Origin of the sequence: Gillisella terrae (genome assembly GCF_004801395.1) — a bacterium.
Lineage (GTDB): Bacteria > Pseudomonadota > Alphaproteobacteria > Rhizobiales > Rhizobiaceae > Allorhizobium > Allorhizobium terrae.
Genome location: NZ_SSOA01000009.1, coordinates 47,827 through 65,701, shown reverse-complemented (window position 1 = coordinate 65,701; position 17,875 = coordinate 47,827). Strand labels below are relative to the sequence as shown.

Below are 17,875 nucleotides of genomic sequence, written 5' to 3'. Positions count from 1 at the left end.
GATTCTTTGGTTGTTGACGCCAATGTTTGACGTGGGTTGGAATGCTGACCGGGTTGAATTGTGTGACGTCAACCCATGGTTCGGCGTGGATTTTATGGTGGCAGTCTATGTGAAAACACCGGGCGTTGCCTGCTGCAAGCAGTGTGCCTTGGTTGTGCATATTTTGATCCGATATACCAATTTATAAAAAATTCACGTTAAAAATGGGGTCTCTCCCGAAATTGGTCGTTTGATCCATCACGCTTACGTGATCGTTTGCCTTGCAGTTCCGATTTTTGCGGCATCCTTTCTGATTTCCTTGGGCATTATCGGTTTTTCGCTTTAAAAGCCGCAAAATGCAGTGCCAGAAACAGGCATGTTGGTGCACTCGCTCATAGCTCTATCAAGACAACTGGGCTGTATAAGGGAGACTCGGATGGCAAAGAAGACGAGTGTCAAATTTGACAAGAAAGGTCTGTCCAGCCTCGGTGCCGAGAAACTGGCCGAGATTTTGCTGGAAGAAGCCGCAGCCAACAAGCCATTGAAGATTCGGTTGCAGGCCGCCATTGCGGGCGAAGTCGGCTCTGAAAAAATCTGCGCCATGCTCGACAAGCGTCTGGATCAGATTGAAAAATCGACATCCCGCATCACCGCTGCCAAATCCAGAGAAATGGCAGTGGAATTGAGTGGTATGGTTCGCACCATTCGTGGCGAGCTAGGAGCTGCGGATGGTGTTGCGGCGTCCGAGCGCATGTTGCGGCTGGTGGCCATGCAATTGGCGCTAATGCATCGCCTTTATGATCGCAGTGCCAAGCTCGAGAAATTCTTTGAACAGGCCGAAGATGCCGCTGTGGCGCTGGTTGTGGAGCTGACACCGGCCCAGCAGAGCGCGATGGTGCCTAAAATCGAAAAAATGCGCAGTGCTGATCTGTTGGGCGAGCAGAATGAGTTTTTCACCCGTTTGATGAGCGGGCTCAGTCTTGAGGCCGCCGAGGCTTGGCAGGCATTTTTGCAAAACGTGCCAGCGAAAAACAGAACTTATCCAATGGCCCTTGGGCTTTTGCAGCTTCTGGCGCAAAAGCAGGGCGACTTCAAACGAATGAGCGCCCTTGAAGAGCTCAAGCCAGAGATGTTTCAAAACTCTTTGCAGATGGCCCAGCTTTTGTTTGAGGCCGGGCAGTTTGAAGACGCTTTGGTTTGGGCAAGGCGAAAGCCCAAGGGCATGCATATGGTGTATGTGGGCGGCATCCGCGCCGCTGCCGGTCCCGAATATGGTGCGCGCGAGCGCAGATTGCTGGAGACCGAGATTCTCGACCGGCTGAAGCGGCGCGAGGAAGCGCAAAAGCTGCGCTGGGATGCGTTTTGCGAGAGTTTCGACGTTGATATGTTGCGGCAGTATCTTTCCAAACTGGATGACTTTGCCGAGTTCGACGAGATGGACAAGGCCATGGCGCTGGTGCTGGCAGATAAGGATATCTACAAAGCCTTGCTGTTTTTGGTGAAGTGGCCAAAGCTGGATCTGGCCGCGCAATACATTATCGACCATGCAAAAGAATGGGATGGTCGCTATCATGAAATGCTCTCAGATGTCTCTTTGGCTTTGCATGAAGATTATCCAGTTGCGGCCACCGTGCTTGATCGCGCACTGATCAGCGATATCCTGAACCGCAACCTGTCACCGGCCTATGAATTTGCAGTTCGGTGTCTGGCCGGGTTGGAAGAGATGTCATCGCGGATTTCGGATGACGCATCTTTGCCAAGCCATGAGCAGTTCATGCATGGTTTGCGAACCAGACATGGCAAGAAATATTCGTTCTGGATGCTGGTGCCGCATGAATATCGCTAGATTTTCACCGCTCCCAGTAAGGCACCGGCCCGTAGAGTGCTGTGAGATAATCAATGAAAAGCCGGATTTTGGCCGGTAAAAACTGACGGCTGGGATAGACGGCAGACAAGGACAGATGGCGCGAGCCTTCATAGGCGGGCAGAACCTGGATCAAGCGCCCGTTTTTCAATTCGGCACCCACATCCCAAGTTGAGCGAAGGGCAATGCCGAGCCCTGCCAGAACGGCTTCGCGAATGACTTCGGATGAATTGGTGATCAGCATGCCATCCGGCCTGTAGTTGATGGGGCCTTGGGGCCCGACTAACCGCCAGCTCTCGTTATTATGGGCCGGGACGCAATGGTGATGCTTGAGGTCGTCGAGCGTGTGCGGCGTGCCATGCTCAGTGAGATAATCGGGGCTGGCGCAAAGCACCCGGCGCACCGTTGCCAGTTTTTTGGCCACCAGTGACGAATCCGTGGGATCATTGATGCGGATGGCCATGTCATAGCCACCGCCGACAATATCGGTAAACTCGTCGCTGAGCATCAATTGCAATGACAATTGCGGATGAGCCTGCATGAAGGGTTTGAGATGCGGCGCAATATGCATACGGCCAAAGGAGGTGGGAGCGGATATTTTCAAACTGCCAGTCACCTGCGATGCGCGGCCAGCGGCAAAGGCTTCTGCCTCTTCCAGCCCGGCCAACACGCCGATCACCCGTTCATAATAGCCTTGGCCCGCTTCTGTCAGCGAAATCTGCCGGGTGGTGCGCTGGAGCAGCCTTGTGCCCAGCCGCTCTTCCAGCCGCTTGATGCGTTTGGAGACCACGGCTGGCGAAAGCCCCATCTCTCTTGCCGCCAGCGACATGCTGCCCAGCGCAATGACCCGGCTGAAAACATCAAGATCACCAAGGTTTGTCATAAATCATGTCCACTTTTGTCCATTCAGTCATAAATTATTAGCACAAAACAGCGCTTGCAGGCACCTGTCTCGCGCTGATACCAGTTGCTATTGGCGGGAAACTGTCAGCGAATACAGGCGGAGGAGCGACAGGATGGAGGCCATTGCATTTCTGGCACCCGATCAGAAGGTTCTGGATCGGCGCGATCACATCATCGCGGATTTGGCTGATCTCTTGCCAAAAGAGCGGCTGATTCATCGCAAAACCCAATTGGTGCCCTTTGAGACCGATGGATTTGTGGCCTATCGCCGTATGCCGCTCTGCGTCGCCTTGCCGGAAACCACAGCGCAAGTGGCCGCCGTGATGAAATATTGCCATCGCTATAAAATTCCGGTGGTGCCGCGTGGGGCGGGAACCTCGCTCTCGGGTGGTGCCATTGGTCAGGAAGATGCAGTTATTCTGGGGCTTTCCGCCATGACCAGAATACTCGACATTGATTTCATGAACCGTACCGCCACCGTGCAGGCGGGTGTAACCAATCTGTCAATTTCGGATGCGGTGGGCCATGAGGGTTTTTTCTACGCACCCGATCCCAGTTCGCAACTGGCCTGCACCATCGGCGGCAATATCGGCATGAATTCCGGCGGCGCACACTGTCTGAAATATGGTGTGACCACCAACAATCTGCTGGGTGTGAAAATGGTGCTGGTGGATGGCACCGTGATCGAGCTGGGCGGCAAGGCGCTGGACAGCGCAGGCTATGATCTTTTGGGCCTGATTTGTGGTTCTGAAGGACAGTTGGGCATTGTCACGGAAGCGACCGTGCGGCTGCTGGCCAAGCCGGAAGGCGCAAGGCCGGTGCTGTTTGGCTTTGACAGTGCCGAATCGGCTGGCAATTGCGTGGCCGACATCATTGGTGCGGGCATTGTGCCGGTGGCGATCGAGTTTATGGACCGCGAGGCCATTGCGATTTGCGAGGCCTTTGCCAAAGCCGGTTATCCCATGGATGCCGAGGCCTTACTGATTGTGGAGGTCGAAGGCTCGGATGCTGAAATGGACGCCATGCTGGCCGACATCTGCGACATTGCCCGCGCCCATGGTGTGAAAACCGTGCGCGAAAGCCAATCGGCCACCGAGGCCGCCCTGATCTGGAAAGGCCGCAAATCGGCCTTTGGGGCCACGGGCCGCATTGCCGATTATATCTGTATGGATGGCACAGTGCCGCTCAGCCAATTGGCCTATGTGCTGAAAAAGACATCGGAAATCACGGACAGCTATGGTCTGCGCGTTGCCAATGTGTTTCACGCAGGTGATGGCAATATGCATCCGTTGATCCTCTATAATATCAATGACCCGGAGGATGCCGCCCGCGCCGAAGCCGCTGGCATGGAAATCTTGAAGCTCTGCGTGGATGCTGGCGGCTGCCTGACCGGCGAGCACGGCGTTGGCATCGAAAAGCGCGATTTGATGCGCCATCAGTTTTCAGAGGCCGATCTGGCCCAGCAAATGGCGGCCCGTGCCGCCTTTGATCCTGATTGGTTGCTCAACCCATCCAAGGTCTTTCCGCTGGAGGGGCGCTGATGACGGAAAGTGCAATGCTGACACCACAATCCGAAGCAGAGGCAGCCGAGATTGTTTTGAGTGCCGCCAGGAGCGGGAGACCTCTGGCCATCAAAGGCAATGGCACACGCTCCGGCTTTGGCAATAAAGTTGTTGTGGATGCCACTTTGTCATCGCGCAGTCTTTCCGGCATTACGGCTTATAATCCGGCGGAGATGGTGCTGAGCGCCAAGGCCGGTACGCCGGTGGCCGAGATTGAGGCGGCCGTTGCAGAGCATGGCCAGTCTCTGGCGTTTGAGCCACCGGATCACCGTTTGATGATGGGCACCAGCGGTGAGCCAACCATTGGCGGTGCATTCGCCTGCAACGCCTCCGGCCCACGCCGATTTGTGGCCGGTGCGGCCCGCGATCATCTGCTGGGCCTTCGCTTTATCAATGGGAAGGGCGAGGTTATCAAGGCCGGTGGCCGGGTGATGAAAAACGTCACCGGGCTTGATCTGGTCAAGCTTCTGGCTGGCTCTTACGGCACGCTGGGCTTTATCACCGAAGTGACGTTCAAAGTTCTGCCGCGACCCCGCGCTGTGGAAACCATTGTTCTCTCCGGGCTGGATGATGCAGCCGCTGCCCGGGCCATGGCTGTGGCCATGGCCATGCCGGTTGAGGTCACGGGTGCTGCCCATCTGCCGGATATGGTTGCACCGCGCATGTTGGCGGGCGCTTTGTCATCGGCCTCTGCGACCGTGCTGAGGCTGGAAGGGCTGGCAGCCTCGGTTGCGGAACGCTCAAAAAAATTGCAGGCCGTGATGGCAAGGCTTGGCCCGGTCTCGGTGCTCGATAGTGCGCAAAGCGCCATCCTCTGGCAGGAAATCCGCAATGTTAAGCCCTATACGGATGCGCTGCATAAGCCGCTGTGGCGGGTTTCGGTTGCCCCCACCGCCGGGCATCAATTGGTGGCGGGCTTGCGCCTACAGGCGGGCATTGATGCTTTCTATGATTGGCAGGGTGGCCTTGTCTGGATGCAGATGGAAGGCGAGCCAGAGGCCGAGATGATTCGTGCTGGTATCAAGGCGCTGGGCGGTGGCCATGCCACAGTGATGCGCGCCGGCGGCTACCGTGTGCAGGCCTTTGAGCCGCAGCCCGCCGCTGTTGCTGCCCTGTCGCAGCGCATTGCTGCCCAATTTGATCCTCACGCCATTTTCAATCCGGGTTTTATGACGGGCGTTGAAGCGCAGCAAGCCGGGAGAGTTTGATCGATGCAAACCAATTTCACCCCAAGCCAGCTTGCTGATGCCAATATTGCGGAAGCCGAGAGCATTGTGCGCAAATGCGTGCATTGTGGCTTTTGCACCGCCACCTGTCCCACCTATGTCACGCTCGGCAATGAGCTGGATAGTCCGCGCGGGCGGATTTATCTGATCAAGGATATGCTGGAAAATGGCCGGGCGGCGGATGAGGAAATCGTCACCCATGTCGATCGCTGTCTGTCTTGCCTTGCCTGCACCACCACCTGTCCATCAGGGGTGGATTACATGCATCTGGTGGATCATGCCCGCAACCATATTGAAAAGACTTATCAAAGGCCGCTGCTGACGCGCATCACACGGGCGATGCTGGCCAAGGTCTTGCCCTATCCAGGACGGATGCGGGTGGCGCTCACGCTTGCCCGGTTTGGTGCGCCTTTTGCGCCGATGATGGAGACAATAGCGGCGCTCAAGCCTTTGGCGGCCATGCTGAAACTGGCGCCCAAACAGGTGCCCTATCCGTCCAAACTCTCCAATCCCGGCACACATGCGGCCAAGGGCGACAAGCGCGGGCGCGTTGCTGTGTTGACTGGCTGCGCGCAATCGGTGCTTGATCCCGGCATTAATGCCGCCACCATCCGGCTGTTGACACGGCTGGGTGTTGAGGTGGTGGTGCCAAAAGGCGAGGGCTGTTGCGGCTCTCTGGTGCACCATATGGGCCGTGAGCAGGAGGCAAAAGCCTCGGCCCGCAACAATGTTGATGTATGGATGCGCGAGCTTGAGCAGGGCGGTCTGGATGCGATTATCATCACCACATCCGGCTGCGGCACCACCATTAAAGATTATGGTCACATGCTGCGGCTTGATGCCGCCTATGCCGAAAAGGCCGCCAAAATCTCCGCCCTTGCCAAGGATGTCAGCGAATATCTGGCCACGCTGGATTTGCCCCAGCAACCGGAGAGAGGCATGACCGTGGCTTATCATTCGGCCTGTTCGTTGCAACATGGGCAAAAAGTGACCATGGCTCCGAAAATGCTGCTGAAAAAAGCAGGCTTTACCGTGCGCGAGCCTGCTGAGGGGCATTTATGCTGTGGCTCGGCAGGCACGTATAATATTCTTCAATCGGATATTGCTGACAAGTTAAAGGTCCGCAAATTGCGCAATATTGAAGCTGTGCGTCCCGATGTGATTGCAGCGGGCAATATAGGCTGCATGACACAGATTGGCTCTGGCACTGAAATCCCGGTTGTGCATAGTATTGAACTGCTTGATTGGGCTTTTGGCGGAGAAATCCCGTCAAAGTTAAGGGTTTCCTAAGCGCGGCGATCTATAATTTGTGCTTTGGCGTTGCTGTAACGCGAAAGGACAACTCATGGTGAAAACTATGGAGTACCGGGTCGAAAAGCGGGAGCCGATTTTCGGAAAAATCCGTTGCAAAGGCAACAATCGCAAAGCTGGAAGCGGCTCTTTTTTCCGAGGCTATGATTGCGTGCTAACGCTCTTCATACTGCTGGCCTCGAGTGCAACATGCCATGCCATGGACCGATATTACTGTGCCGTGGACAATGCTCAATTGAAGATGTCGATCGAGAGCACGTTTGAGGAGGGGCCAACCTGGCCGCTCAGTACGTTGCATGGCATTGTGGTTTTCAAGCCGGGCCAAGGCAAGACGCTGGAGGGTATTCTCAAAGTTGGGCCGGATGATGTGGTTCAGTCAAAGCGTGATGACACGAGCATGAGGATCGAAACATCCTCTGAAACCGGCGTGGACGCGACCGCGACCCAGGTGCAGCTGACGCTGGATACCAGACAGATGAAAAGCAACCTCAATCACTTTGTTGGAACCTATAAGATTGTTGTTCGGCCGTTGGGTGAAAATGACGCATCCTCTGCGCTCACGCGCGCGGGCAAGATCAGTTGCGCCCGGTTCTAAAGGATGTCGCAATCAATCCTACTCAATGCGACGGGCCGCAGCGTTTGTCAGAAAAATTGGATTACCCTTTTCCGTGATAAACGACAGTGACCAAAGTCGTTCGCATATATTGAACGATACGTCTATTTTTGTCTGTCTATCGGATACAATCGAAGTGTGAGAGAAAAGCGTCAACGCCGCTTCATACGGCATTCACCTTTCAGGAGCTTCACATGTCGAATGTTAACAGCACAGTTCTTCTGGTTGCCAGAATTCTTCTTTCCTTCATTTTCATTCTCTCCGGCTTTGGCAAGCTGACCGATCCAGCCAGCACCGCTGGCATGATCACCGGCGCAGGCTTTCCGGCAGCCACGGCCCTTGCTTACCTCGCGGGATTGTTTGAGCTGGTCACCGGCCTTTGCGTTCTGGTTGGCTTTCAAATCAAGATTGTTGGCGTTGCGCTGGCACTGTTTTGTGTGTTCACCGGTGCTGTTTTTCACAGCGGCACAGTTGCTGTTCCCGGTTGGCCTGATGCAGCGCTTGGCTGGATCAACACACTCAACGGCATCATGATGATGAAGAATTTCACGCTGGCCGGCGCTTATATCCTGCTCGCAGCAGCCGGTGCCGGTGCCTATTCTGTGGATGCCCGCACATCAAAAGCGTATGCCGCTGCATAATTACAGCGCCGTGCGCCATATATGACGCACGGCGCTGTAACACTCTTAATTTGCTGCATAATTTTCTCTTTAAATCGATTCCGATTTAAGGAGAAAATTATGCAGTAACAGGCTGAAGATGCAAAAAGCCCGCTGAACATTCGTTCAGCGGGCTTTGTCATTTTGAATTTCTTACAAAACCTCGCGCACGGCACCGATGATTTTGGCCACCAGCGGGTTGCCCTCGTGCTCAGCCTTTCGCGCCCGCACCAGACAGGCTTCAGAGCGCAGGATCACGCCATCATTGAGCACTTTCAAATGATTGGCGGTCAAGGTTGAGCCGGTCGAGGTAATATCGACAATAATATCGGCCTGACCCGCCGCCGGTGCGCCTTCGGTTGCACCGAGGCTTTCCACGATTCGATAGAGCTGAATGCCATGCTGGCGCGAGAAAAACTGCTGGGTCATGCGCCAATATTTGGTGGCAATGGCCAGACGGCGGCCATGGCGGGCGCGAAAATCAGCCGCGACATCGCCCAGATCGGCCATGCTGTCCACATCCAGCCAGATTTGCGGCACGGCCACCACCACATCGGCATGGCCAAAGCCAAGACGCGCGGCAATTTCAACCTTGGCATCAGCATCCGCCAGACCTTCGCGGATCAGGTCTTCGCCGGTCACGCCAAAATCGACGGTGCCATTGCCAATCTCGCGGGAGATTTCCGAGGCCGACAAGAAGGCAATCTCAATATCCTCGCCCTCAACCCGGCCGCGATAGGAGCGATCATTGCCAACGGCGGTGATTTTCAAACCCGCACGCTCGAAAATCGCAGAAGAATCGTCTTTCATGCGGCCCTTGGAGGGCAATCCGATGGTAATTGTCATCAGCGTGACCTCGCCAGTTCTATGCGATCCAGCCACAGCGAAAAGCCGACGGCAGGAATAGTCTCTTTTGCACCCAAAAGCGTCAGCAGCCGATCAAACCGGCCACCACCGGCCAGAACAGCCGTTTCGCCAAGCTGCGACACCTCAAATACCAGGCCGGTGTAGTAATCCAGCGGACGGCCAAAGGCGGCGCGATAGGTGATGCGCGATAGATCCAGACCAAGCTGGGCCATGGCAGCACAGCGCTCTTCAAACTGGCCAAGCGCGCTGCCAAGGTTAAGCCCGGCAACAGAGGCAAAATCCGTCAAAGCCTTTGCGGCATCACTCAAGGGCATTTCCAGCGCCAGAAAATTGCGCAAAACGGTGAGTGCTTTCTCATCCAGCCGGGTTTCAGCCAAGGCGAGCTTTTCCTTCAACCGGGCAGCAATTTCGCGCGGGCTGCGGCTGGCGTTGGTGGAATAGCCCGTGTCTTGCATGGTCTGGTCGATATAGGCAATCAACCCGGCTTCATCGCCCGCCGTTATCAGCGCTTGCGACGTTGCATCCAGACCGGACGCAATTTGTGGGCTTGCAAGTTTATGCAGCAGTTGATCGAGGTGCTGGCTATCGCCAAAGGCCTGAATCAGCCGCTTTTGCCAGCCAGATGGCAGGCCTAGCGTTTTCACCACCGCTTCAAACACCGCCTGATCACCAATCATCACCGACAGCGGCCGACCGGGCAACAGCGTGGTGAGAATACCAACCGCATCATTGATGGCGCGGGCATCGGCGTGGGCGGTTGCTGTTTCGCCCAGATCTTCAATGCCCGCCTGATAAAACTCATTGCTGCCATTGCGGCGCTGGCGAAACACTTCGCCCAGATAGCTGTAGCGCTTTGGCGTGCCGGTGGCGGTTTCGATATGGCTGAGACAGACGGGAATGGTAAATTCCGGCCGCAGACACAGGCTTTCGCCGGTCTCACTTTCGGTCAGAAAAATCCGTCTGCGCAGGTCTTCGCCTGCCATATCCAGAAACGGCTCGGCTGGCTGAATAACCGGCGTATCAACCCGTGGCGCACCACGGGCAGCGAAATCGTCAAGAAGAGTACCGGCAAAATCCGGCATATTGATCAGTGGCATAGAACCAATCCTTGCGTCGCGCCGAACATGCATGACGCTATCGTGTTTATGCTGGGCCTACCCCCCTCTGTCCTGCCGGACATCTCCCCCTCAAGGGGGGAGATTGGCGAGGGTGTTGCCTTTGCCTCAAATTTGCGTTGAGCTTTTTGATGTATTGCAGATTTGATGTAGGAACCATAGGCCAGCCGCAAACTGATCTCCCCCCTTGAGGGGGAGATGGCTGGCAAGCCAGAGGGGGGTAAGCCACGGGGATCATCGTGTTGATGTGGACGGCACCCACCGAGCATTAGATTTGCGATAACTGCAAAACCGGGCATTACGACTTCGCCCGTGCCCGATCTTCGGCTTGTGCGGCCAAAATCTCTTTCACCTTGGCCACCAATTCCGCTTCCGGCACCACAATCTGCGCCACGCGGGCTTCGCGCCACTCAGCGTTATCGGTGATTTCACCCGACAGACGCTTGCCCTCAATCAGATCCTTGATCTGCACCACGCCCTGTTCACGCTCATCACCGCCCTGAATGATGGCAATCGGCGAGCCGCGACGATCGGCATATTTCAGCTGATTGCCGAATTTCTTCCAATTGCCCTGATACATTTCAGCGCGAATGCCCTCAGCCCGAAGCGCCTGCGTAAAGCGCTGATAGCGCCCCATGCTGTCCACATCGCCATCCATAACCGTGACCAGGACCGGCGCAATCACTTCGTCAGCTCCAAGCTTGCCAAGGTTTTTCAAGGCTGTCATCAGGCGCGATACACCGATGGAAAAGCCGGTGGCGGGAACAGGCTGGCCCATGAAACGCGACACGAGCCCATCATAGCGCCCGCCGCCACCGACCGAGCCAAACACGACCTTTTCGCCCTTTTCATTGGTGACGTCGAAGGTGAGTTCTGCCTCATAGACGGGGCCGGTGTAGTATTCGAGCCCGCGAACGCATGAGGGATCGACTTTGATCCGCATATTCTCTTCGTTATATCCCGCAGTCTCAACTAACGCCGCTATTGTCGAAAGCTCAACGTATCCATCATGTCCAATCCCCCCCACTCCAAACGCGGAGCTTTCGGGAAATTTTTCTTTGATGTGGGACATCATTGAGTGAATATAGCCAAGAGTAAGTGCGTTAATTCTACCAAATTGTTTGGCCTTTTCTTGAGTGCTTTCAGGTTCAAATTTCACATCGGCTATGTTATCCTTAGAGACAATGGAAAATTCGACGCTGCCTGGATTTTGTCCGTGTTTAGCTACTGAAATATTATCGCCTTCATTTTCAAATGTGAGAATTGGCTCAAGGCAATAAATCTGGTCTGCATTCAAGCCCGCACCCTTGGTGAAGTCACCGCTCTCATCTTTGCGGCCTTCGCCCAGCAGGAGCTTCACCCCCTCTGGCCCAAACTTATCCAGCTTATCAATCGCCCGCAGCACATTCAGCCGCCGCGCTGCATTCTCATCACCACCAAGGCCGATGGCTTCCATCACGCCATCCAGAACCTTGCGGTTGTTCACCCGGATCACGTAATCGCCGCGCTTGATGCCAAGGGCTTCCAGCGTGTCGGCCATCATCATGCACATTTCTGCGTCAGCCTGCACGCCGGGTGCGCCAACGGAATCCGCATCAAACTGCATGAATTGGCGAAAACGGCCGGGACCCGGCTTTTCATTGCGGAAGACGTAACCGGCGCGATAGGTGCGGTAGGGCAGCTGGATTTCGTTGAAATTCTCGGCCACATGGCGGGCCAGCGGCGCTGTGAGATCGTAGCGCAGGCTCATCCATTGGTCGTCATCGTCTTGCAATGAGAACACGCCTTCATTGGGGCGGTCGCTGTCGGGCAGGAATTTGCCCAGCGCATCGGTATATTCAAACAGCGGTGTTTCCACTGGGTCAAAGCCGTAACGCTCATAGACCTCGCGGATTTTCGCAGTCATCTCATTGACGGCGCGGATGTCATGCGCTTCCCGGTCCACAAAACCGCGCGGCAGGCGGGCTTTCAACTTCTGTGGTTTCTTGGTTTTTTCGCTCATGATGGCACCGCATGTTGGATAAGAATGTCAGACGGACTATTTTCCGCATGTCATAGTGGATGAAGCCTTGAGCGGCAAGGGCGAAGACTGGTTGATGTGCCTCGGCTGTGCTAGAGGCTTTTCATGATCCTCGAAGCCCTGCAATATGCCGCCACATGGCGGGTGACACAGCCACAAAACCGGCCCCATATCCGCTATTCTGTCAATCTGTGGTCCCGCGCGCGGCGCTGTGCGAAAGACTGGGCCGAGCATGAGCAAAACACCAAACGGGCCATTTTGGCTGCCGCATCGCAGATAGACATGCGCCGCACGGTGGTGGTGCTTGGCTCTGGCCTGTTGCGTGATGTGCCGATTGTCGAGCTTGCGCGCGCTTTTGATCATGTGGTGTTGGTCGATTTGGTGCATGTGGCCAGCGTGCGCAGTTGGGTGGCGGCAAAGGGATTGAAAAACGTCAACTTCGTTGAGCGTGATCTTTCCGGTTATGACAATGTGAAGGCGGAGAAGGTGCCAGAGCCGCTTGATTTTCTAAGGCGGGTTCCCTGGCTTGATTTTGTTATCTCAGCCAATCTTTTATCGCAGATTGCCATGGGGGCGAAAAAGCAGCTTGATAAAGAGCCATCCGGCACCATGCCTGAGGATTGTTTGCCGCAATTAATCCGTGCCCATCTGGATGGATTGGCGCAAGTGGCTGCCAAAACCTGCCTTGTCACCGATATTGCCTTTGAGGTGATTGACCGCACCGGCAAACTGCATGAACAAACCGATCTGCTGTTTGGCGTTGATGTGCCTGAGCCTGCTGCTGCTTGGGATTGGCCGGTGGTGCCGCTGGGCGAAGAAAGCAAGGATTACCGAATTGTCCATAAGGTGATTGCACGATAAACTCACCCTCTCAGAAGACAGGATGAGACAATGACCCGTGCGCTTACCACCATCGGTCTTGATGCCGATGATACGCTTTGGCAAAACGAGCATTATTATCGGCTGACAGAAGAGCATTTTCGCACGCTTCTTGCTGATTATGCCGAACCCTCAATGATTTCGGATCGCCTGCTGGAGGCAGAAAAGCGCAATCTTGCCTATTACGGGTTTGGCATCAAAGGCTTTACGCTCTCCATGATCGAGACGGCGCTGGATATTACTGAGGGTCGCGCCTCGGGTGCGGTGATTGGCGAGATTCTGGCCATTGGCCGTGATCTCCTGAGTCATCCGGTCGAGACCATGCCGGGCGTTGGTGATGTGCTGGAATCATTGGCAGGGCGCTATTTTCTCGCGCTGATCACCAAAGGCGATTTGTTTGATCAGGAGCGCAAGCTGGCGCAATCCGGCCTTGGTGATTTTTTTGATGCGGTCGAGATTGTCTCTGATAAAAACGCCACCACCTATCGCCGGATTTTTTGCAAGCATGGCGATGAACCGGAGCGCGCCATGATGGTCGGCAATTCGCTGAAATCTGATATTGTTCCCGCCTTGGCGGTGGGGGCATGGGGCGTGTTCATTCCCCACGAGCTGACATGGGTGCTGGAGCATGTTGAAAAGCCCGAAAGCTCACCCAGATTTCGCGAACTTGCGACGATAAAAGATCTGCCTGAGTTAATTGCGTCGATTGAGTAGGGGGGCAGCTGCGGCGCAAAACGCCTATGTCGAAAAGGCCCGTGTAGAAAACGCCTATGTCGAAAAAGCTTGTGTCGAAACGGCGTTGCTGTAGATTGTGCCTATGCGAGCTTTTCTGCGTTTTATGTTGATTTTTGCTGCTTTGGCCTATGGGGCCATGCCGCTGAATGGCATGGCTATGCAGGAGATGAATTCGGCGTCACACCCTCAAGGCCAGATGATGCATAGACATGCAGATGATCGCGCCGCATCTTTCAACAGCCTGTCATCTCATCATCGCGATTGTGGTGACAAACACAGCATGTTTGGTTGTGGCCATTGTGCTGCCTGTTTGACTTTGCCAGCCGTTTTGAGCGGGTTTACTGCAAGAGCGGTTTTGCATGGTGCGCCTTTACCAGCGCTTGGCCATCAGCTTTTCTCAAAAAATAGCCAGCCTTTGCTGCCGCCGCCTCGGGCTTGAGCAATAGAAACCGCATGAGGATCCTGATGACCATCGGGATCTGTGAATTCTATTCTCTTTCTTGAAAAGGTACGATGATGATGAAAAAGCTGATTTTTGTGGCTTCAATGCTGCTTGCCTCCACCTATGCGATGGCCGAAGACACAATGCCGGGAATGCAGCATGATATGCCAATGGCTGCGGGTGGCAAATCGCACGGCAAGTCGGATAGTCCGTCCACTGCTGCTTTCATGGAGGCCAATGCCAAGATGCACAAGGCCATGTCTATCTCGATGACGGGAAATGCGGATGTGGATTTTGTTCGCGGCATGATTGGCCACCATCAGGGCGCGATCGACATGGCCAGGATTGAGCTGCAATACGGCAAGGATGAGAAAATCCGCAAACTTGCGGAAGAGATTATCAAGGCACAGGAAGGCGAAATTGCCATGATGAAGGCCTGGCTCAAGGCCCACGGCAAATAGCCGGTTCGATCTAAGTTGGACGCACAAAGCTGCCGCGCAAGGCTTCCACCTTGGCGCGGCAGACGCAGCCCTCAATATGATCATTCACCAGCCCCATGGCCTGCATGAAGGCATAGACGGTTGTGGGGCCAACAAAGCTCCAGCCGCGCTTTTTCAGCTCTTTGGAAAGCCGAATGGAAGTGGGCGAGGTGGGGTTGGCGCGCAAAGTGGCGTAATCCATTGTGGCCGGGCGCTCTTCAGGCCCCGGCTCGAAGCGCCAGAAATACCGCGCCAGTGAGCCAAACTCGGCCTTTATTTCCAAGGCCCGGCGCGCATTGTTGATGGTTGAGGTGATTTTGCCGCGATGGCGGACAATGCCGGTGTCAGCAAGGCAGCGGGCAATGTCATTGTCATCAAATTGCGCGACTTTTTCAAAATCAAAACCGGCAAAAGCAGCCCGAAAATTATCGCGCTTTCGCAAGATCGTCAGCCACGACAGGCCGGATTGAAATCCTTCAAGGCAAATTTTCTCAAACAGGCGGTGATCATCGATGACCGGGTGGCCCCATTCTTCATCATGATAACGGCGATAATCCGCCAAACCGCCATGCCAAAAACAGCGCAGCGCGCCTGTCTCATCTGCAATCAAGCCTGTGTTGTCCATCCGCCCGAATCTCCGTGGTTGAGATATGTTTACTCTTTGTTCACCATTTCGCGCAACCCCTTGCTAACCTTGCTGCGCAGTTTACGGCATGGATACAAGTTTAATGAATGCTTGTTTACCATTTCAAAAATCCCAAAGTGGCAGGGTTTAAACGTGGGGAAAATCTCATTCCTGTCGGTTTTGTTGTGAGTGTATGTCGATGGCCCGGTCCCGTTTTTTGTTGAGTGCCTGCCTTGTGGTTTCGCTTTTGCCCGGTTTAGGGATGGCGAATGATCGTTATCAGGCAAGGCCGCCTGTTATGGTCAGTCCGGATTTGGCCGCGCCGTGGTTGTTGCAACTGGGGGTGAGGTCGCAGCCCGCATATCAAGCTCAGCGGCCTGTTCGTCAGCCTGTGGTGTATCAGCGGCGTGCCGTTTATCAGGCACCGATGCCGGTGCGCGAGACCTATCCGGCAGCCCCCCAAGCATTTCGTCCCCAAGCACTACATCCGCGTGAGGCAGCCCCGCTTCGGCCCGCCATTGAGCAGGCAGCAGCCATGCCTGCGCGCAGACCAACGGCGATTGCACCACAATTTCTGCCGCAAGTGGTGCACTATGACACCAAGGAAAAACCGGGAACATTGGTGATTGATACCAACAATCGCTTTCTCTATCTGGTGATGGACAATGGCATGGCTCGCCGCTATGGCGTCGGCGTGGGCAAGCCCGGTTTTGAATGGGCAGGCGAGCACCGCGTAACGCGCAAGGCCGAATGGCCAGAGTGGATTCCGCCACAGGAAATGATTACGCGTGAAGCGGCCAAAGGCCATTATTTGCCAGCCAAAATGGAGGGCGGGCCGGAAAATCCGCTGGGCGCGCGCGCCTTATATCTCGGATCAACACTTTATCGCATTCACGGCACCAACGCGCCGTGGACGATTGGTTATGGCGTATCCTCGGGCTGTATCCGCATGCGCAATGAGGATGTAACCGATCTCTATGGGCGGGTGCCGGTGGGGACCAAGGTGATCGTTATGTAATGTCCGTGCCAGAGTGCTGTTCTGTGGCCATTTATGGGTGGACAGGCCTTGCTCGCTTGCGCCGGAAGGTGACTTTGGTAAATATCCTATCATACAAAGGGGGAATCTGCGCATGAAGAAAACAGCGATCCATGCTGCCATGGCCTTTGCCATGACAGCCGTTCTTGCTTTGCCCGTGAGCGTCTCTGCGGCTCCGCGGGTGGATGATCCGGCCAATTCAACGGCCAGCAGCGTTGTCACGCGCGAGATGATGAAGCGTCCGGTTCCTGACAAGTTCAAGCGCCGTCTGGTGCGTTTGGTAACCAATGAGGCTCCGGGTACGATTATCATCGATACCAACAATAAGTTTCTCTACCTTGTTGAAGGCAATAACAAGGCGATCCGCTATGGTGTCGGCGTTGGCCGCGAAGGCTTTGGCTGGTCGGGAGTTGTCAAGATTGGCCGCAAGGAAGAATGGCCAAGCTGGCGTCCGCCCGCTGAAATGCGCAGCCGTGAAGCCCGCCGTGGTCACTTTTTGCCAGAAGTGCAAAAAGGTGGGCCGGACAATCCTTTGGGCGCACGGGCCATGTATCTCTATAAGGGCAATCGCGATACGATTTTCCGCATCCACGGCACCAATCAGCCTTGGTCGATTGGGTTGAACCTCTCTTCCGGCTGCATTCGCATGAACAACAAGGACGTGCAGGATCTTTACGAGCGCGCTGATATTGGCAGCAAAGTGGTGGTGATTGGTCCGGGAAACAAGCAGGGCGATGTCAGCTTTGATGATCGTGGCGTTGATATTCTGCGTACCATTTTTGGCGGCTGAGGCGCTTCAGTTGCAAGCGGTTGCATTTTTCACTGCAACCGCTTTTAATGGACGTTGGGGAAAATAAAGATGCCGACGATGGAATCAGGGCAGGGTTTGCCTGAATCGATTGAGCGTCCCATGCAGAAAACCGGCCTTTGGATCTGGTCGGGTGTTTCTGAGATGATGGTGGTTGAAAAGCAAAACGACGATGGCTTGGTGGCTGCTTTTTCAAACAGTTCCAGCACGGAACTGCGGTCGCGCTGATCGTAGCGGCGGGTCATCGTTAATAATCCGCACTCTATGCAGGGCAGGCCGTGTAAAGATGCAGCCGAGGCGCTGAGTTTTAATACACCGCTGCCAAGATTGCTCGACCATTCTTCGACAACGCCATAAGGCATCAGCCAGTTGCTCATGCCGCCTGTCAGATCAAGGCCTTCAAATCTCTCCGTATCCGTTAAGCCCGCAATTTTAAACATGAAACTCCCCATTTTTTCTTAGAGACGTCTTTGACGAGCGTATTTCATCGTTTCATCGAAACTCAAAAATAGTCTCAGTCTTTCGTTATGCATCCCCCTGGCGTTTGTCTGTCTCAGACTACAGCGCCTCTCACTAAATATGGCGCACAAAGGACGCTGTAGCACTTTTAAGCTGCTGCATAATTTTCTCCTTAAATCGATCCCGATTTAAGGAATTATGCAGTAGAGAAACGCTCCATTTCCTTGTCGTCGCATTGGATTTGTACGAAAATCGGTGTTCATTTTCGCTCCGACGTTGCAAGCAAGTCGCCA

The 17,875-nt window shown here is 54.8% G+C and carries 17 protein-coding genes; 11 read left to right on the top strand and 6 right to left on the bottom strand.

Translation table 11 applies throughout. The features are described from left to right. Positions 1-415 precede the first annotated feature (415 nt). Positions 416-1,825 (top strand): DUF6880 family protein, encoded by a 1,410-nt coding sequence (locus E6C51_RS15455; RefSeq protein ID WP_190236619.1) that lies wholly within the window; start codon positions 416-418, stop codon positions 1,823-1,825. Between the two features lie 4 nt (positions 1,826-1,829). Here the strand turns inward: E6C51_RS15455 and E6C51_RS15450 are convergent, their stop codons facing one another. Then, complete coding sequence (locus E6C51_RS15450) at positions 1,830-2,726, bottom strand: LysR family transcriptional regulator (protein ID WP_190236618.1); 897 nt, start codon at positions 2,724-2,726, stop codon at positions 1,830-1,832. Positions 2,727-2,859: 133 nt separating this feature from the next. Between E6C51_RS15450 and E6C51_RS15445 the strand changes: the two genes are divergently transcribed. The 5 genes from E6C51_RS15445 (at position 2,860) to E6C51_RS15425 (ending at position 8,099) form a co-directional block, all read left to right on the top strand. Then, positions 2,860-4,287, top strand: a complete 1,428-nt coding sequence (locus E6C51_RS15445) for an FAD-linked oxidase C-terminal domain-containing protein (RefSeq protein ID WP_190236617.1) — start codon at positions 2,860-2,862, stop codon at positions 4,285-4,287. Positions 4,288-4,301: 14 nt separating this feature from the next. Continuing rightward, positions 4,302-5,516 (top strand): glycolate oxidase subunit GlcE, encoded by a 1,215-nt coding sequence (gene glcE, locus E6C51_RS15440; RefSeq protein WP_190236702.1) that lies wholly within the window; start codon positions 4,302-4,304, stop codon positions 5,514-5,516. Between the two features lie 3 nt (positions 5,517-5,519). Next, positions 5,520-6,824 (top strand): glycolate oxidase subunit GlcF, encoded by a 1,305-nt coding sequence (glcF, locus tag E6C51_RS15435; RefSeq protein ID WP_190236616.1) that lies wholly within the window; start codon positions 5,520-5,522, stop codon positions 6,822-6,824. Positions 6,825-6,879: 55 nt separating this feature from the next. Continuing rightward, the gene (locus E6C51_RS15430; RefSeq protein WP_190236615.1) at positions 6,880-7,440 is read left to right on the top strand and encodes a hypothetical protein; all 561 of its coding nucleotides are present in this window, start codon (positions 6,880-6,882) and stop codon (positions 7,438-7,440) included. Positions 7,441-7,652: 212 nt separating this feature from the next. Next, positions 7,653-8,099, top strand: coding sequence for a DoxX family protein (locus E6C51_RS15425; protein ID WP_146935124.1), 447 nt, complete (start codon positions 7,653-7,655; stop codon positions 8,097-8,099). A 171-nt stretch (positions 8,100-8,270) separates the two neighbouring features. Here E6C51_RS15425 and hisG read toward each other — a convergent pair whose 3' ends face one another. From hisG to E6C51_RS15410, 3 genes are all read right to left on the bottom strand, one after another. Then, positions 8,271-8,963, bottom strand: a complete 693-nt coding sequence (gene hisG / locus E6C51_RS15420) for an ATP phosphoribosyltransferase (protein ID WP_146935122.1) — start codon at positions 8,961-8,963, stop codon at positions 8,271-8,273. After that, positions 8,963-10,081 (bottom strand): ATP phosphoribosyltransferase regulatory subunit, encoded by a 1,119-nt coding sequence (locus E6C51_RS15415; protein WP_190236614.1) that lies wholly within the window; start codon positions 10,079-10,081, stop codon positions 8,963-8,965. Before E6C51_RS15415 ends, hisG begins: the two co-directional genes overlap by 1 nt. Positions 10,082-10,397: 316 nt before the next feature. Beyond that, positions 10,398-12,101 carry a histidine--tRNA ligase gene (locus E6C51_RS15410; protein WP_190236613.1) on the bottom strand — a complete coding sequence of 568 codons (1,704 nt, stop codon included), beginning with the start codon at positions 12,099-12,101 and terminating at the stop codon, positions 10,398-10,400. A gap of 123 nt (positions 12,102-12,224) precedes the next feature. Between E6C51_RS15410 and E6C51_RS15405 the strand changes: the two genes are divergently transcribed. From E6C51_RS15405 to copM, 3 genes are all read left to right on the top strand, one after another. Beyond that, positions 12,225-12,980 carry a hypothetical protein gene (locus E6C51_RS15405; RefSeq protein ID WP_190236612.1) on the top strand — a complete coding sequence of 252 codons (756 nt, stop codon included), beginning with the start codon at positions 12,225-12,227 and terminating at the stop codon, positions 12,978-12,980. 30 nt (positions 12,981-13,010) lie between these two features. After that, on the top strand, positions 13,011-13,712 hold the full coding sequence (locus E6C51_RS15400) for an HAD family hydrolase (protein WP_146935114.1): 702 nt from the start codon (positions 13,011-13,013) through the stop codon (positions 13,710-13,712). Positions 13,713-14,246: 534 nt separating this feature from the next. Then, positions 14,247-14,636, top strand: coding sequence for a CopM family metallochaperone (gene copM / locus E6C51_RS15395; RefSeq protein ID WP_190236611.1), 390 nt, complete (start codon positions 14,247-14,249; stop codon positions 14,634-14,636). Between the two features lie 10 nt (positions 14,637-14,646). On the opposite strand, the gene E6C51_RS15390 is transcribed toward copM, so the two are convergent. Further along, positions 14,647-15,279 carry a DNA-3-methyladenine glycosylase I gene (locus E6C51_RS15390; RefSeq protein WP_190236610.1) on the bottom strand — a complete coding sequence of 211 codons (633 nt, stop codon included), beginning with the start codon at positions 15,277-15,279 and terminating at the stop codon, positions 14,647-14,649. Between the two features lie 199 nt (positions 15,280-15,478). On the opposite strand from E6C51_RS15390, the gene E6C51_RS15385 reads away from it, so the two are divergent. Together E6C51_RS15385 and E6C51_RS15380 are read left to right on the top strand one after the other, a co-directional pair. Beyond that, positions 15,479-16,297, top strand: a complete 819-nt coding sequence (locus tag E6C51_RS15385) for a L,D-transpeptidase (protein WP_146935109.1) — start codon at positions 15,479-15,481, stop codon at positions 16,295-16,297. A gap of 151 nt (positions 16,298-16,448) precedes the next feature. Continuing rightward, complete coding sequence (locus E6C51_RS15380) at positions 16,449-17,105, top strand: L,D-transpeptidase (RefSeq protein WP_407920823.1); 657 nt, start codon at positions 16,449-16,451, stop codon at positions 17,103-17,105. A gap of 44 nt (positions 17,106-17,149) precedes the next feature. On the opposite strand, the gene E6C51_RS15375 is transcribed toward E6C51_RS15380, so the two are convergent. Continuing rightward, entirely contained in the window at positions 17,150-17,563 is a 414-nt protein-coding gene (locus E6C51_RS15375) for a hypothetical protein (RefSeq protein ID WP_230987355.1), read from the bottom strand. Positions 17,564-17,875: the final 312 nt, after the last annotated feature.

What these genes read in the sequence shown, in the direction of transcription:
- E6C51_RS15455 (WP_190236619.1), top strand. Translation starts at nt 416, where the DNA reads ATGGCAAAGAAGACGAGTGTCAAATTTGACAAGAAAGGTCTGTCCAGC.
- E6C51_RS15450 (WP_190236618.1), bottom strand. Translation starts at nt 2,726, where the DNA reads ATGACAAACCTTGGTGATCTTGATGTTTTCAGCCGGGTCATTGCGCTG.
- E6C51_RS15445 (WP_190236617.1), top strand. Translation starts at nt 2,860, where the DNA reads ATGGAGGCCATTGCATTTCTGGCACCCGATCAGAAGGTTCTGGATCGG.
- glcE (WP_190236702.1), top strand. Translation starts at nt 4,302, where the DNA reads ATGCTGACACCACAATCCGAAGCAGAGGCAGCCGAGATTGTTTTGAGT.
- glcF (WP_190236616.1), top strand. Translation starts at nt 5,520, where the DNA reads ATGCAAACCAATTTCACCCCAAGCCAGCTTGCTGATGCCAATATTGCG.
- E6C51_RS15430 (WP_190236615.1), top strand. Translation starts at nt 6,880, where the DNA reads ATGGTGAAAACTATGGAGTACCGGGTCGAAAAGCGGGAGCCGATTTTC.
- E6C51_RS15425 (WP_146935124.1), top strand. Translation starts at nt 7,653, where the DNA reads ATGTCGAATGTTAACAGCACAGTTCTTCTGGTTGCCAGAATTCTTCTT.
- hisG (WP_146935122.1), bottom strand. Translation starts at nt 8,963, where the DNA reads ATGACAATTACCATCGGATTGCCCTCCAAGGGCCGCATGAAAGACGAT.
- E6C51_RS15415 (WP_190236614.1), bottom strand. Translation starts at nt 10,081, where the DNA reads ATGCCACTGATCAATATGCCGGATTTTGCCGGTACTCTTCTTGACGAT.
- E6C51_RS15410 (WP_190236613.1), bottom strand. Translation starts at nt 12,101, where the DNA reads ATGAGCGAAAAAACCAAGAAACCACAGAAGTTGAAAGCCCGCCTGCCG.
- E6C51_RS15405 (WP_190236612.1), top strand. Translation starts at nt 12,225, where the DNA reads ATGATCCTCGAAGCCCTGCAATATGCCGCCACATGGCGGGTGACACAG.
- E6C51_RS15400 (WP_146935114.1), top strand. Translation starts at nt 13,011, where the DNA reads ATGACCCGTGCGCTTACCACCATCGGTCTTGATGCCGATGATACGCTT.
- copM (WP_190236611.1), top strand. Translation starts at nt 14,247, where the DNA reads ATGATGATGAAAAAGCTGATTTTTGTGGCTTCAATGCTGCTTGCCTCC.
- E6C51_RS15390 (WP_190236610.1), bottom strand. Translation starts at nt 15,279, where the DNA reads ATGGACAACACAGGCTTGATTGCAGATGAGACAGGCGCGCTGCGCTGT.
- E6C51_RS15385 (WP_146935109.1), top strand. Translation starts at nt 15,479, where the DNA reads ATGGCCCGGTCCCGTTTTTTGTTGAGTGCCTGCCTTGTGGTTTCGCTT.
- E6C51_RS15380 (WP_407920823.1), top strand. Translation starts at nt 16,449, where the DNA reads ATGACAGCCGTTCTTGCTTTGCCCGTGAGCGTCTCTGCGGCTCCGCGG.
- E6C51_RS15375 (WP_230987355.1), bottom strand. Translation starts at nt 17,563, where the DNA reads ATGTTTAAAATTGCGGGCTTAACGGATACGGAGAGATTTGAAGGCCTT.